This window comes from Variovorax sp. VaC1 (assembly GCF_043658315.1).
GTDB lineage: Bacteria > Pseudomonadota > Gammaproteobacteria > Burkholderiales > Burkholderiaceae_C > Variovorax.
In genome coordinates this window covers 245,528-259,177 of sequence record NZ_JBIGLT010000009.1, presented here as the reverse complement: position 1 = coordinate 259,177, position 13,650 = coordinate 245,528, and the positions used below count along the sequence as shown (strand labels likewise).

Here is a 13,650-nt window from a genome sequence, read left to right as displayed (position 1 = left end):
GGGTCGGAAAACGAATGCGCGATGTGCGCGGAACAGGGGGCTCAGTCGCCCTTCACGGCGCTGTCGGAAGAAGAGGCCGGCGCGGCCCCGCTGACCACCGGGCTGCCGATGCGCAGCTTGGCGATCTCCTGCAGGCCGGGGCCGTCGCGATGGATCGACGTGTCGGCCGCATCGGGCCGCCACGTGAGGCTGATGGCGCCCGGAGCCACGCCGCGGTTGGCCAGTGCCGAGGTGACGGCAGCGATGCGCTGGTCGGTCAGTTCGTCGCGCTTGCGGGCGTCCCAGTTCTCGGTGTCGCGCGCCACCAGCACGATGTCGGTCGCGCCCTTCTTCGCGGCGCCCGCGATCTGGTCGATCAGCGCGAGCGTGCTGCCGCCGAGCGTGGTCGCGCCGAAGTCGAAAGGCACCTGCGTGGCCGTGCCGGTCAGGCGCGCACCGCCGGGGCCCGCGGCGTTGACGGCCACGCCGCCCTGCACCACCGGCGAGGCGACGGCCCCGCCGCCCACCGCGGCACCGCCCGGGTTGTCGACCTTGCGCAGGTCGGCGGCGGGCACCAGCGGGATCTGCTCGCCGCCGCCGGGGCGCATCGTCATGCAAGGCCGGTGGTCGACCTGCGTGACGGCGGCCATGAGCCGCACCACGCCTTCTTCGAGCGCGGCGCGCACGCCCATCTGCACCGGCTCCTGGCCCTTCGCGCCGATGTCCACGTCGTACAGCTTGCTGCCGAAGAAGCGGAACACGTTCAGCCCGACCTCGTAGCCGTTGAACTGCTTGGTCAGGCTCACCGTGCGCACCACCATCAGCGACTTGGTGTCGACGATGCGCAGGTCCACGCTCACCGACTGGCTGAAGGTGCGCGCCTTCACACCGACCTGGTTCACCGCGAACTCGGCGCCGCCGGAGTTGATGTTGTAGTTCAGCTCGGTGATGCCGCCGACGATGAAGTAGTCGGACTTGTTGATGGTGCCGCCGAAGTACGGCATCCACGGCACGGTCTGTCCGCCGTTGGGGCCACCGAGCTGGTGCGTGCGGCCGTCGCCGAGCTGGCGGCGGTCGGCATAGGCCAGCTCGCGCTCGGCGATCACCGGGTCGAAGCGTTCGGCAATGCTCACCGCGCCGCCCAGCTTGCCGAGCGCCGAATAGACCATCAGCGCGCCGCCCTGCGTGATGGCGTTACCTTCGTTGATGCTGTACTTGCCGGTGTAGTCCTTCACGTCGCCCACGCCGATGACGATGGGCGGGCGCCGCGTGGCCGCGATGTGGTCGGCGTAGCAGGCGAGCACCGCCTCCATCGGCGTCACGTTGTCGCGCACCGAGGGGCCGAGCACGACCGGTGCCTCGCTGGGTGCAAAGCGCTGCTGCGGCGCCGAAACGCAACCGGCCAGCGCGAGCGTTGCAGCGGCAACGAGCGAGAGGGTTTGTGTGATGTGCATGGCGCGTGCCCCGTTCAATTGAGCACGCCGAATGCGCACGCCGAGCTGCCGCCCACACTGGCGGTCTGCGCGCCGGTGTTGCCCTGGTTCGAGTTCAGTGCCTGCGTGGCCGCGCCCTGCACCTGCGTGCTGGTGCCGCCCACGATGGCCGAGCCCACCGCGCCGGCGTTGGCCTGCGACGTGCCCACCGTGGCGCCGCCGAGCGTGCCCACCGCCGTGCGGCTGTCGTTGCCCGAGGCATCCGAACGGGCACCGGCATTCGATGGCGAATTGGCGACCGTGCTGTTGTTGCCGTCATTGCCGGTGGAGCTGGCCGAGACGCTGCAGTTGTACTGGCGGCCGATGGTCGTGTTGTAGACCGGCGCCGCGTAGTAGCCGCTCTTCTGCTTGCGGATCATGTCCTGAATGGCCGCCTGGTTGACCTTGTCGGTGCTCGACTGGAACTGCCATGCGGCGTTTTCGCCGACGTTGTTGGCCAGCGCCGGCGGCGCGGCGCATGCGGCCGCCAGCAACAGGAAGACCATCGGCCGCGCATGGCGCAGGCGGAGGCGACCGGGCACGCCGGTGCCGGTGGGATGAAGTACGCGTTGCATGACAGCTCCTCTCGGAAAGCGCACTCGCAGAATTCATGAGTGCTACGTTTCGCGAGGCGATGCTAGGCATTGCATGCATGCGCAGGTATCCCGAGAACCGGTAGAAATTTCCGGTGCCTGAAGGAGCGCGATGCGGTGCGCGGACCGGCGATGCGCGGTCCACGCAGATGAAGGAGGCACGGGTCGCGAGCGACTTGTGCGCAGCGGCGTTTCAGCCGCCGCGCATGTCGCTCGCCTGGCTCAGGCGTGCTTCTTGATCGAATCCGCCAGCGTGTTGACCAGCGTGTCGATGTGCGACTTCTCCACGATGTACGGCGGTGCGATCACCAGCACGTCACCCGCGGGCCGCACCAGCGCGCCCTTGTGGAAGCAGTCCAGGAAGATGTCGTAGGCGCGCTTGCCCGGCGTGCCGGCGATGGGTGCCAGCTCGACCGCCGCGGCCAGGCCGAGGCTGCGGATGCTGACCACGTTGGGCAGGCCCTTGAAGGTGCTGTGGAAGGCATCGCCGAGCACCTTGCCCATTTCGCCCGCGCGGGTGAACAGGTTCTCTTGCTTGAAGAGGTCGAGCGTGGCGATGGCCGCCGCGCAGGCCACCGGATGGCCCGAGTAGGTGTAGCCGTGGAAGAACTCGACCACGTGCTCGGGCGCGTCGGTCTTCATCATCGCGTCATAGAGCTTGTCGCGGCAGATCACGCCGCCCAGCGGAATCACGCCGTTGGTCACGCACTTGGCGAAGTTCAGCATGTCGGGCACCACGCCGAAATAGTCCGACGCGAAGTTGGTGCCCATGCGGCCGAAGCCGGTGATGACCTCGTCGAAGATCAAGAGGATGCCGTGCTTGTCGCAAATTTCGCGCAAGCGCTTGAGGTAGCCCTTGGGCGGCAGGTACCAGCCGGCCGAACCGGCCACCGGCTCCACGATGATCGCGGCCACGTTGCTCGGATCGTGCAGCGGCAGGATGCGCGTTTCGAGCTCGACCAGCGGGTCTTCGGCCCACACCGGTTCCTCGTTGTGGATGTAGGCATGGTTCACCGGATCGTGGATGAAGCGCATGTGGTCCACGCGCGGCAGGAAGGCCGAGCCGAACACCTTGCGGTTGCCCGGAATGCCGCCCACCGACATGCCGCCGAAGCCCACGCCGTGGTAGCCCTTCTCGCGGCCGATGAACACATTGCGATGGCCTTCGCCGCGCGCGCGGTGGTAGGCCAGCGCCACCTTCATCGAGGTGTCGGCGGCCTCGCTGCCGGAGTTGCAGAACAGCACCTTGTTGAGGTCGCCGGGCGCGAGCGAGGCGATCATCTCGGCCGCCTTGAAGGCGCGGTCGTTGCTGACCTGGAAGGCGGTGGCGTAGTCGAGCGTGTCGAGCTGCTTCTTGATCGCCTCGTTGATGGGCTTGCGGTTGTGGCCCGCGCCGACGCACCACAGCGACGAGATGCCGTCGATCACCTTCTTGCCGTCATGGGTGGTGAACTCCATGCCGTCGGCCGCCACGAAGACGCGCGGGTCTTTCCTGAAATGGCGGTTGGGGGTGAAGGGCAACCACTGGTTGTCCATGTTGAAGTCCTGGAAGGCCATGTGCGTCTCCTGCGGTTATATCAACGAGGGAAAATCGCGATTCTGGCACCCCTGCCACAATTACGCCCCTGGACATGGATCACCCCCAGGCTTGCCCACTGCGTGTGGCCTCCCACCCCCTCGCCGGGGGCGATACCAGCGGCCCGGCAAAGCCGGTTCCGCGGTATCCCTGGAAAAGACATGCGGCATTGCCGCCTGTCGAGTGACCGAGTAACTGAACTGATATGACGACAAACACGCCGGCCTACATCCTGAACCTCTCCTGCCCCGACCGTACGGGCATCGTGCACGCCGTCTCGGGCTTCCTGCTCGAGCGGGGCGCCAACATCGAGGAGGCGGCCCAGTACAACGACCACGACACGGGTCTTTTCTTCATGCGGGTGCGCTTTGCCTGCGGCGACCACAGCGAGACCGCGCTGCGCGAGGAACTGAAGGGCTTTGCCGCCGGGTTCGGCATGAACCTGCAGCTGCACGCCGCTGCCGAGCCGATGAAGACGGTGATCCTGGTCAGCAAGGAAGGCCACTGCCTGAACGACCTGCTGTTCCGCTGGAAGAGCGGCCTGCTGTCGATCGACGTGCGCGCCATCATCTCGAACCACCGCGACTTCTACCAGCTGGCGGCGAGCTACAACGTGCCCTTCCACCACCTGCCGATGACCGCCGCGACCAAGCCGCAGGTCGAGGCCAGGCAGCTGGAAATCATCGAGGCCGAAGGCGCCGAGCTGGTGGTGCTCGCGCGCTACATGCAGATCCTGAGCAACGACCTGTGCCGCAACCTGGCCGGCCGCGCGATCAACATCCACCACTCGTTCCTGCCCAGCTTCAAGGGCGCCAAGCCCTACTACCAGGCGCATGACCGCGGCGTGAAGCTGATCGGCGCCACCGCCCACTACGTGACGGCCGACCTCGACGAAGGCCCGATCATCGAGCAGGACGTGGCCCGCGCCGACCACACCGACACCGTCGAAGACCTCACGGCCCGCGGCCGCGACACCGAGAGCCAGGTGCTGGCCCGCGCGGTGAAGTGGCACAGCGAGCACCGCGTGCTGCTGAACGGCCACCGCACCGTCGTCTTCCGTTAATCCTGCTCAGTTCCGATAGGGGTTGTTGGGGCGGCGGTCGTAGCGGTCGGGCACGCCGTCGCCGTCACGGTCCCAACGGCCCGCGCTGTACACCCAGCGGCCGCCATCCTGGCGCCACACCGGCGGACGGTAGGCATAGCCCGGACGCGCACGCACCCAGACACCGCCGACCCACACATGGCGCCCACCGCGCCACTCGTAGTGGCCCGGCGCCCACACGAAGCCGCGCCGCGGCGGCGGCACGCGCTCGAAGCGCGGCGGTGGCGGCGCCACCTGGATGTTGATGATGGGCTGCGCCTGCGCGGCCGTGGGAACGGTCAATGCGCCCACGGACAGCAGCGAGGCAGCGCCGACGGAAAGAGCCAATGCGAGTTTTTTCATGAAGTACGCCCCATGAGCTGTTGGAGGAGCCTTCATGCTGACGGGGCCGTGTGAAGCGGCTGTAAGCGGCGCGCGAAATCTTGTGTAGAGCTGTGTCGCGCCTCAACCGTCGGATCGCACCAAATCGCGCGACCTGCCGCTTCGGCAAGCGCTCACTCACCCAACCTTTGCACATCGATCGCCGCAGCCATCGCGGCGCGGCCGGCCTTGCCCGGATGCAGATGGTCGCCGCTGTCGTACTTCGGGTCCATGGCTTGCGGGTCCGTGGGGCTGCGCAGGGCGGCATCGAAATCGACCACGCCATCCACATCCAGCCGCCCGCGAATCCAGCGGTTGACCTCGTCGCGCATGGCCTCGGTGTCCTTGGCCCAGTACACGCCGTTCTTGAAGGGCGGCACGGTGCCGATCAGCACCTTCACGCCCTTGGCGCGGGCCTGCGCGATGAGCTGCGCGAGCCCGGCGGTGATGCGCTGGGCCGTCGGCATCTCGCCGGGCGGCATGACGAGGCCGGCCTTGCTGATGAGCGCCTTGCGGCCGATGTCGTTGGTGCCGAGCAGCACGATCACGTGCGTCACGCCACTTTGCCCCAACGCGTCGCGCGCAAAGCGCGACAGGCCGCTGGGCCCCGAGCCATCGAGCAGCAACCGGTTGCCGCCGATGCCCGCGTTGAGCACCGACACCGCCTTGGGCGCCCGGGGGCTGTCGCGCAGCCGCGTGGCCAGCAGGTCGGGGTAGGCGCCCTCGCCGGCCTCGCCACCGCCGGCCGTGATCGAGTCGCCGAAGGCGACCACGGTCAGCGCCGGCTCGCGGCTCCACACGTCCAGGCCCGTCACGATGTGATTGATCGCCATCGGTGTCGCGGCTTCCAGCTTGGGCTTCAGCACGCTGTTGCCCGCCACCACCCAGCTCGTCCGCAGGTCTTGCACGCTGATGGTCGCGAAGGGCGTGAGCTGGTCCAGGAAGGTGCTCACCACCACGTCCTGCCCGGCCTCGACCTTCAGATCGATGCCATCGCTCCAGGCCTCGGCACCGGGTGGCACGGTGACGTCGACACGGCCGCTGAAGCGCAGCTCGCGCAACGAGGCCGGCGAAGCCGAACTCGCACCGGTGCCGAGCCCCACGCTCGCGGCCGCGATGTGCATCGGCGCCTTGCCGAAGACGTTCGAAAAGCGGATGCGCACGCGCTCGCCATCCAGCGTGGGCCGCACCAGCTGGCGCAGTGTCTGGCCGCGAAAGGCCTGCATGCCGGCCACGCCGAGCGACGCGGCGGCGGCAGCGTTGACCGCCACTTCCTGGAAGTCGTAGGGCGCCACCGCCCAGCTCCCCACCCAGTGGGCCTGGGTCCGGGCCTGGGCTTCAGCGGGTGGACGCGGCTTGCCGGCAACCGGCTGCACCTGTGCCTGCGCTTGCGCACCCACCACGAACGCCACGAGAAGAATCCCGAGTACCCCTTGCATCGCGGTCATCCCGCGAACGCGAGCCAGCCAGCGTGAAATCTGTTCCATGCGCGCAAAGCGGTCCAGTTTAAGGAGCCCCCTTGCCCCCGTGGGTTACGAGGTCTAGCGCAGGGTTACCAGGTGTCCACGTAGGGCGAGACGGGCTGCGCCACGCGCGTGGCCGAATTCAGCCCGCGCACCAGCCACGCGCGCGTCTCGGCGGGGTCGATCACCGCGTCGATCTCCAGCGTCTGCGCCATGTGGATCGCCTCGCCGTTGGCGTACTGCTGCGCCACGAGCTTCTTGAACAGCGCATCGCGCTCGGCGCCTTCGGGCACCGCCGCCAGCTCCTTGCGAAAGCCCAGCCGCACCGCGCCTTCGAGGCCCATCGCACCGAACTCGCCGGTGGGCCATGCCACCGTGAACACCGGCGCGTCGAAGCCGCCCGCCGTCATCGCCTGCGCGCCCAGGCCGTAGCCCTTGCGCAGCACCACCGCGAAGAAAGGCACGCGCAGGTGCGACGCCACCATGAACATGCGGCACACGTGGCGCACCTGCGCCTGTGCCTCGACCTCGGGGCCGACCATGAAGCCCGGCGTGTCGCACAGCGACACCAGCGGCAGCCCGTGCGCGTTGCACAGCTGCATGAAGCGCGCGGACTTGTCGGCCGCCTCCACGTCGATCGCACCGCCCAGGTGGTGCGGGTTGTTCGCCATCAGGCCGACCGGCTTGCCCTCGATGCGCGCGAGCGCGGTAACGATGCCGGCGCCGAAGCCCGCGCGCAACTCGAGCAGCGAGCCGGTATCGACCACGCCGCGCATGGCCGCGCGCACGTCGTACACGCGCAGGCGGTTCTCGGGCACCACGTGGCGCAACGTGCGCTGGTCGGCGCATTGCCAGTCGGTGGTCGCGCCCTGGAAGTACGACAGATACTGCTTGGCGGCCGCAACGGCCGCGGCCTCGTCGTCCACCAGGATGTCGATCACGCCATTGCGCGACTGCACGCTGCTCGGCCCGATCTGCTCGGGCGCGAAGGTGCCCAGGCCACCGCCTTCGATCATCGCGGGGCCGCTCATGCCGATGTTGCTGCCCTTGGTCGCGATGATCACGTCGGCGCAGCCCAGCAGCGCCGCATTGCCCGCGAAGCAGCGGCCATGCACGATGCCGACCACCGGCACCTTGCCCGACAGCGCCGCGAACTGGCTGAAGGTGTGGTTGTTCAGGCCCGCCACGATCGGCATGTCGGTGTCGCCCGGCCGGCCGCCGCCGCCTTCGGCGAACAGCACCACCGGCAGCTTCAGTTGATGCGCCACCGCCAGCAGGCGATCGGTCTTGTGGTGGTTGCGCATGCCCTGCGTGCCGGCCAGCACGGTGTAGTCGTAGGCCAGCACGGCGCAGCGCGATGCCTCGGGGCCGAACTGTTTTGCGTTGACGCTGCCCAGGCCCGTGACCATGCCGTCGGCCGGCGTGTTGGCGATCAGGTCTTCGAGCGTGCGGCGGCGTGTCTGCGCGGCAATGGCGAGCGCGCCGTATTCGATGAAGTTGCCGGGGTCGCCGTCGGTGTCGCACAGGTCGGCGATGTTCTCGCGCGCGGTGCGGCCGCCCTGCGCATGGCGCTTGTCGACGGCCGCCTTGCGGTTGATGTCGAGCGTGGGCGCGTGGCGGTCGATCACCTTCTGCAGGTCGGGGCGAACCGCATCGAGATCGTGCTCGGCGCGCGCCTCGGCCTCGACGGCCTGCGCATCGACGGCCTCCAGCCGCACCAGCGACTGGCCTTCGACGAGGTAGTCGCCGGGCGCGGCCAGCAGCGCGACCACGCGGCCGGCCACCGGTGCGTGCAGCAGGTGTTCCATCTTCATGGCTTCGAGCACGCCGAGCTGCGCACCGGCGGGCAGCACGTCGCCCACGGCGACTTCGAACTGCACGAGCTTCGCAGGCATCGGGGCCTTGACCGTGAGCTCGTCGGCGTCGTCGTCCACGACGGCCGAAGCGCCTTCCGCAGCAACCACGGGCACGCCCTTCTTCGCATGCTTTTCCAGCGAAGCCGCAGCCGCGAGCAGATCGCCCAGGTGCGCCTCCACGAAGCGCGTGTGCACCGCCTGCGTGGCGAACTCGGGCCGCGCCGCAATCGCACGCAGCAGCGACAGGTTGGTGGCGATGCCGCCGATGTGGCATTCGTCCAGCGCGCGCAACGAGCGCCGCAGCGCATCCGCGAAACGCGGCGAAGGCGATTGCACGATGAGCTTGGCCAGCAGCGTGTCGTAGTGCGGCGAAGGCGCCAGGCCCGCATAGCCGTGCGTATCGACGCGCACGCCGGGGCCCGCAGGCAGGTCGAAGCGCGCAAGCGTGCCACTCGAAGGCCGCGCATTGCCCTGCGCGTCGAGCGTCTCGGCGTTGATGCGCCACTGGATCGCAAAGCCGCGTTGCGGTGCCGTGCGATCGGCTTCCACACCCAATGCGCCCAAACGCTCGCCCGCCGCCACCGCGATCTGCAGTTGCACCAGGTCCAGCCCCGTGACGGCCTCGGTCACCGTGTGCTCCACCTGCAGGCGCGGATTGGCCTCGATGAAGACAAAGGGCAAGCTCGAAGATTCCGCATCGACCAGAAATTCAAACGTGCCCAGGCCGCGATAGCCCACCGTTTTTGCCATGCGCAGCGCGGCCTGCGTCACCTGCGCGCGCAAGGCCTCGGGCAGCGACGGGCTCGGTGCGATTTCCACCAGCTTCTGAAAGCGCCGCTGCAGGGTGCATTCGCGCTCGCCGAGGCTGGCCACGGACTGGCCGTCGCCCAGCACCTGCACCTCGATGTGCCGCGCGTTGCGCATCAGGCGCTCGACATACACGCCGTCGATGCCGAAGGCGGCCTTGGCTTCGGACATGCAGCGTGCATGCGCTTCGGGCAACTCCTCGGCCTTGAGCACCGCGCGCATGCCGCGCCCGCCGCCGCCGCCGATGGCCTTCACCATCACGCCCGCGCCCTGCGCATGCTGTTCGGTAAAGAAGGCCTGCGCCTGCGCGAGCGTGACCGCGCCGGTGCTGCCGGGCATCACCGGCACGTCGCATTGCGTGGCCAGTGCGCGTGCACGCGCCTTGTCGCCGAACAGGCCGAGTTGCTCAGGCGTCGGGCCGATGAAGACCAGCCCCGCATCGGCGCAGGCCTGTGCGAAATCGGCGCGCTCGCTCAGGAAGCCGTAGCCGGGGTGCACCGCATCGCAACCCTGCGCGCGTGCCACGGCGATCAGCGCGGCGATGTCGAGGTAGGCCGAAGGCCCGGTCGCATCGAGCGCCACGGCCACGTCGGCCAGTTGCACATGCAGTGCCGCCGCATCGTCGCGCGCATGCACCGCCACGCTGGCGATGCCGAGGTCGCGCAGTGCGCGCACCAGCCGGACCGCGATCTCGCCGCGGTTGGCAATCAGAACTTTGGAGAACAGCAAACGAAACCTCTCAGGTGGGGTCTTTGAGCAGGCGACGCAGCACCTTGCCGGCGCCGGTGGTCGGCAATGCATCGATGAAACTCACGGCGCGCGGCGCCTTGTAGCTGGCCATGTTGTCGCGGGCCCAGGCCACGAGCGCATCGGCGTCGAGCGCGGCGCCGGGCTTGCGCACGATGAAGGCCTTCACGACCTCGCCTTTTTCCGCATCGGGCTGCGCGATCACCGCCGCCTGCGCCACGGCGGGGTGCTTGATGAGGATGGTCTCGACCTCTTCAGGGAACACGCTGTAGCCCGAGACCTTGATCATTTCCTTGAAGCGGCCGATGAAGGTGAGATACCCGTCGGCATCGATCTTGCCCATGTCGCCGGTGTGCACCCAGCCATTGCGCAACGTGGCGGCCGTGGCTTCGGGCTTGTTCCAGTAGCCCTTGAAGGTGCCGGGGCTGGTGAGCACGATCTCGCCGACTTCGCCGGTGGGCATGTCTGCGCCCGTGTCGGCATCGACGATGCGGATCGTCACGCCCGGCACCGGAATGCCCTGCGTGCCCCAGCGCGGCGCGTGGTGCGGCGTGTAGGTGTCGCAGGTGTGGGTTTCGCTCAGGCCGTAGGCGGCCTCGAAGGACGTGCAGTTGCGCGCGTGCGAACGCCATTGCGCGGCCAGCGGCTCGGTGAAGGTGATGCCGAAGCTGGTCACCGGGTTCATCTTCAGGCTGTCCAGGTCGAAGCTTGCGATGTCGGGCACCTGCATGCACGCGACGTTCATCGGCGCGATGCTGTACCACCAGCTCACCTTGTAGGCCGCGATGGCCTGCAGCACGGCGCGCGGATCGAAGCGGTGCAGCAGCACCGAGGCGGCGCCGCTGAGCACCGGCACGTTGACGCCCATCAGCATGCCGGCGATGTGATACAGCGGCGCGATGGACAGCAGCACGTCGCCCGGCCCCACGCCGTTGCAGTCGGCGGCGGCGCGCGTCTTGAAGAGCGCGTTGCCATAGCTCAGCATCGCGCCCTTGGGCAGGCCGGTGGTGCCCGAGGTGTAGGTCATGAGCGCCACGTCGTCCAGGTCGATGGCCACGGGCTGCGGCTTGGCGTCGGTGCGCATGACGGCCAGGAAGTCTTCGCAGCCTTCAGGCACGCTGCGCGTGGCTTTCTGCTCGGCGGCCAGTTCGGCCGGCAGGTCGAGCGAGGCTGGCGTGGGCAACAGGTCGGCGTAGTGCACCACGAACACATGCGCCAGGGCGCTTTCGGCCTGCACCTTGCGCACCACCGGCAGCAGCGGTGCGGCCGCGACGATCACGCGCGCCTTCAGGTCGTTGACCTGGTACGAGAGCTCGTGCTCCTTGTTGAGCGGACCGCTCGGGCACACGATCGCGCCGATCTTCTGGATGCCGAAGTGCGCGACCAGGTACTGCGGGCAGTTGTTGAGAAAGAGCACCACCGGCTCGCCCTTCTTCACGCCGATGACCTGCAGGCGGGCCGCGAAGGCGTCGCTGGCGCGGTCGAGTTCGGCCCAGCTCATCGCATGGCCGTACCAGATGCAGGTGGGGCTGTCGCCACGCTCGCGCGCATGGGTGCGCAGGTACTCGTGCAGGGGCTGCTGGGGGCGGTCGGGCAATGTCTCCATGGCGTCACTTTCTCAGGGTTATCGATAGCCGCCTGCGCATGGCGGGCGCTTGCCAATGCCGCATGGTGCACGAACAATCCTACCCATGGGTATAACTTCCGCGACACGGCACAAACCCTCTGGGGACGACGAAACCACGACGCAGCCGCACCTGCCCCAGGGCACGGGGCGCCAGCGCGCGGCCACGCAGGGCACCGACCTGCAGCGCGAGCGCATCCTGCAGGCGGCAGCGCAGCTCTTCGCGGCGCAGGGCTACGCCAACACCACGATGGCGCAGATCGTGCGCGCGCTGGGCGTGACCAAGCCCTTCGTGTACTACTACTTCCGCGACAAGCAGGAGATCTTCGAGACGCTCTCCTGGCGCCCCGCGGTCGACTGCTTCACCGCGCTCGACTTCGCGGCCACCGATCCGCGCCGCGCCAGCGAGAAGGTGATCGACGGCATCGAGCGGCTGATCCGCGCGACCATCACGCACCACCCGGTGGCCTTCTTTCCGTACCGCGAGCCGCAGGTGTACCGCCCCGAATACATTGCGGCGCAAAAGAAGCTCGCGCATCACTTCTACGACCTGCTGTGCCCGCTGCTCGAAGAAGCACGGCGCGATGGCGACCTCGACTTTGCCGAAACCAAGATCACCGCACTTGCGGCCTGCAGCCTGCCGGGCTTCCTGTACAGCTGGTATCGCCCGGGCGGGCGCCTCTCGATCGACGAGGTGGTGGCCGAACTCACGAAGCTGGCCGGCCGCGTGATCGGGCTGCAAGCGAAGAACTGACCGACAACCATCCCCGGAGACAAACCATGAAGTTCAACCGTGCGCCCTTGGCGCGGATCGCCCTTGCCTGCCTGCTGGCCACCGCCGGCGCCGCCCACGCGCAGCAGCAACAGACCTACAAGATCGCCTACATCGATCCGCTCTCCGGCCCCTTTGCCAACGTCGGCGAGCTGATGCTGATGCACACGCAGTACGCCGTCGACGACATCAACGCCAAGGGCGGCGTGCTCGGCGGCACCAAGCTGCAGCTGCTGCAGTTCGACAGCAAGCTCTCGGCGCAGGAAAGCCAGAGCGCATTGCAGGCGGCCATCGACCAGGGCGCCAAGGCCATCGTGACGGGCGGCTCGGGCTCGTCGGTGGTCACGGCACTGGTGCAATCGGTCGCGCGCTGGAACCAGCGCAACCCGGGCAAGGAGCTGATCGTGCTGAACCACTCCTCCATCGACCCCGAGATGACCGGCAAGGCCTGCAGCTTCTGGCACTTCCAGACCGAGGCCAACACGGCGATGAAGATGAAGGCGCTGGCCAACTACATCAAGAAGACGCCGGACGTGAAGAAGGTCTACCTGCTCAACCAGGACTACGCACACGGCAAGCAGTGGGCCAGCTACGGCAAGCAGCTGGTGGGCCTGGCGCGGCCCGACATCCAGTTCGTTGGCGAGGCGCTGCACCCCATCGGCCGCGTGAAAGACTTCGCGCCCTACGTGGCGAACATCCGCCAGAGCGGGGCCGACTCGGTCATCACCGGCAACTGGGGGCAGGACATGACGCTGCTGCTGAAGGCCGCAGGCGACGCGGGCTACAACCTGCGCTACTTCAACCACAGCGCGGGCTCGGTGCCGGGCACGGTCACGGCGGTGTCGCAGGCGAAGACGGGGCAGCTCACGTGGGTGGCCGAATGGCACCCGGGCGAGGCCGACACACCGAAGGTGGACGCGCTGGCCAAGGCCTACAAGGCCAAGACCGGCAAGGACTTCCTGGCACCGCGCATCGACATGACGCCGCGCCTGCTGGCCGCTGCCATCAACAAGGCGGGTTCGACCGATACGGTGAAGGTGGCGCACGCGCTCGAAGACCTGAGCTTCGACTCGGTGGTCGGGCCGGTGCGCATGCGCGCCGAAGACCATCAACTGCTGTTGCCGCAGGTGGTCAACACCATCGCGCCGGTGGACGGCAAGACGGTGAAGACGGGCTGGGAAGGCACGAACTACGGCTTTCGCACCGATGCGGTCTACACGGGCAACGAACTGGCACAGGGCACCGACTGCAAGATGGTCCGGCCCTGAGGCCAGGCGACCGCACGGGGCGGGCGTGACA

Annotated in this window: 10 protein-coding genes; 3 read left to right on the top strand and 7 right to left on the bottom strand. The window is 68.2% G+C overall.

Annotation, left to right across the window (positions count from 1 at the left end; translation table 11 throughout):
• Positions 1-41: 41 nt before the first annotated feature.
• The 3 genes from ACGLHS_RS31030 to ACGLHS_RS31020 form a co-directional block, all read right to left on the bottom strand.
• Entirely contained in the window at positions 42-1,433 is a 1,392-nt protein-coding gene (locus ACGLHS_RS31030; RefSeq protein WP_394485643.1) for a CsgG/HfaB family protein, read from the bottom strand.
• 14 nt (positions 1,434-1,447) lie between these two features.
• On the bottom strand, positions 1,448-2,026 hold the full coding sequence (locus ACGLHS_RS31025; protein ID WP_394485642.1) for a hypothetical protein: 579 nt from the start codon (positions 2,024-2,026) through the stop codon (positions 1,448-1,450).
• A 240-nt stretch (positions 2,027-2,266) separates the two neighbouring features.
• Positions 2,267-3,601 carry an aminotransferase class III-fold pyridoxal phosphate-dependent enzyme gene (locus tag ACGLHS_RS31020; RefSeq protein WP_394485640.1) on the bottom strand — a complete coding sequence of 445 codons (1,335 nt, stop codon included), beginning with the start codon at positions 3,599-3,601 and terminating at the stop codon, positions 2,267-2,269.
• A 224-nt stretch (positions 3,602-3,825) separates the two neighbouring features.
• On the opposite strand from ACGLHS_RS31020, the gene purU reads away from it, so the two are divergent.
• Positions 3,826-4,683 carry a formyltetrahydrofolate deformylase gene (gene purU, locus ACGLHS_RS31015; protein WP_394485639.1) on the top strand — a complete coding sequence of 286 codons (858 nt, stop codon included), beginning with the start codon at positions 3,826-3,828 and terminating at the stop codon, positions 4,681-4,683.
• 6 nt (positions 4,684-4,689) lie between these two features.
• Here the strand turns inward: purU and ACGLHS_RS31010 are convergent, their stop codons facing one another.
• The 4 genes from ACGLHS_RS31010 to ACGLHS_RS30995 form a co-directional block, all read right to left on the bottom strand.
• Positions 4,690-5,064 carry a YXWGXW repeat-containing protein gene (locus ACGLHS_RS31010; RefSeq protein ID WP_093247186.1) on the bottom strand — a complete coding sequence of 125 codons (375 nt, stop codon included), beginning with the start codon at positions 5,062-5,064 and terminating at the stop codon, positions 4,690-4,692.
• A gap of 152 nt (positions 5,065-5,216) precedes the next feature.
• Positions 5,217-6,521 carry a GDSL-type esterase/lipase family protein gene (locus ACGLHS_RS31005; protein WP_394485638.1) on the bottom strand — a complete coding sequence of 435 codons (1,305 nt, stop codon included), beginning with the start codon at positions 6,519-6,521 and terminating at the stop codon, positions 5,217-5,219.
• 113 nt (positions 6,522-6,634) lie between these two features.
• Entirely contained in the window at positions 6,635-9,934 is a 3,300-nt protein-coding gene (locus ACGLHS_RS31000) for a carboxyl transferase domain-containing protein (RefSeq protein WP_394485669.1), read from the bottom strand.
• A gap of 13 nt (positions 9,935-9,947) precedes the next feature.
• Complete coding sequence (locus ACGLHS_RS30995) at positions 9,948-11,561, bottom strand: AMP-binding protein (protein ID WP_394485637.1); 1,614 nt, start codon at positions 11,559-11,561, stop codon at positions 9,948-9,950.
• 85 nt (positions 11,562-11,646) lie between these two features.
• Between ACGLHS_RS30995 and ACGLHS_RS30990 the strand changes: the two genes are divergently transcribed.
• Positions 11,647-12,333, top strand: a complete 687-nt coding sequence (locus ACGLHS_RS30990) for a TetR/AcrR family transcriptional regulator (RefSeq protein WP_093247189.1) — start codon at positions 11,647-11,649, stop codon at positions 12,331-12,333.
• Positions 12,334-12,359: 26 nt separating this feature from the next.
• Positions 12,360-13,619, top strand: coding sequence for a branched-chain amino acid ABC transporter substrate-binding protein (locus ACGLHS_RS30985; protein WP_093247190.1), 1,260 nt, complete (start codon positions 12,360-12,362; stop codon positions 13,617-13,619).
• The last annotated feature ends 31 nt before the right edge of the window (positions 13,620-13,650 follow it).

Coding starts and splice junctions, on each gene's coding strand:
- ACGLHS_RS31030 (WP_394485643.1), bottom strand. CDS start 1,433: ATGCACATCACACAAACCCTCTCGCTCGTTGCCGCTGCAACGCTCGCG.
- ACGLHS_RS31025 (WP_394485642.1), bottom strand. CDS start 2,026: ATGCAACGCGTACTTCATCCCACCGGCACCGGCGTGCCCGGTCGCCTC.
- ACGLHS_RS31020 (WP_394485640.1), bottom strand. CDS start 3,601: ATGGCCTTCCAGGACTTCAACATGGACAACCAGTGGTTGCCCTTCACC.
- purU (WP_394485639.1), top strand. CDS start 3,826: ATGACGACAAACACGCCGGCCTACATCCTGAACCTCTCCTGCCCCGAC.
- ACGLHS_RS31010 (WP_093247186.1), bottom strand. CDS start 5,064: ATGAAAAAACTCGCATTGGCTCTTTCCGTCGGCGCTGCCTCGCTGCTG.
- ACGLHS_RS31005 (WP_394485638.1), bottom strand. CDS start 6,521: ATGCAAGGGGTACTCGGGATTCTTCTCGTGGCGTTCGTGGTGGGTGCG.
- ACGLHS_RS30995 (WP_394485637.1), bottom strand. CDS start 11,561: ATGGAGACATTGCCCGACCGCCCCCAGCAGCCCCTGCACGAGTACCTG.
- ACGLHS_RS30990 (WP_093247189.1), top strand. CDS start 11,647: ATGGGTATAACTTCCGCGACACGGCACAAACCCTCTGGGGACGACGAA.
- ACGLHS_RS30985 (WP_093247190.1), top strand. CDS start 12,360: ATGAAGTTCAACCGTGCGCCCTTGGCGCGGATCGCCCTTGCCTGCCTG.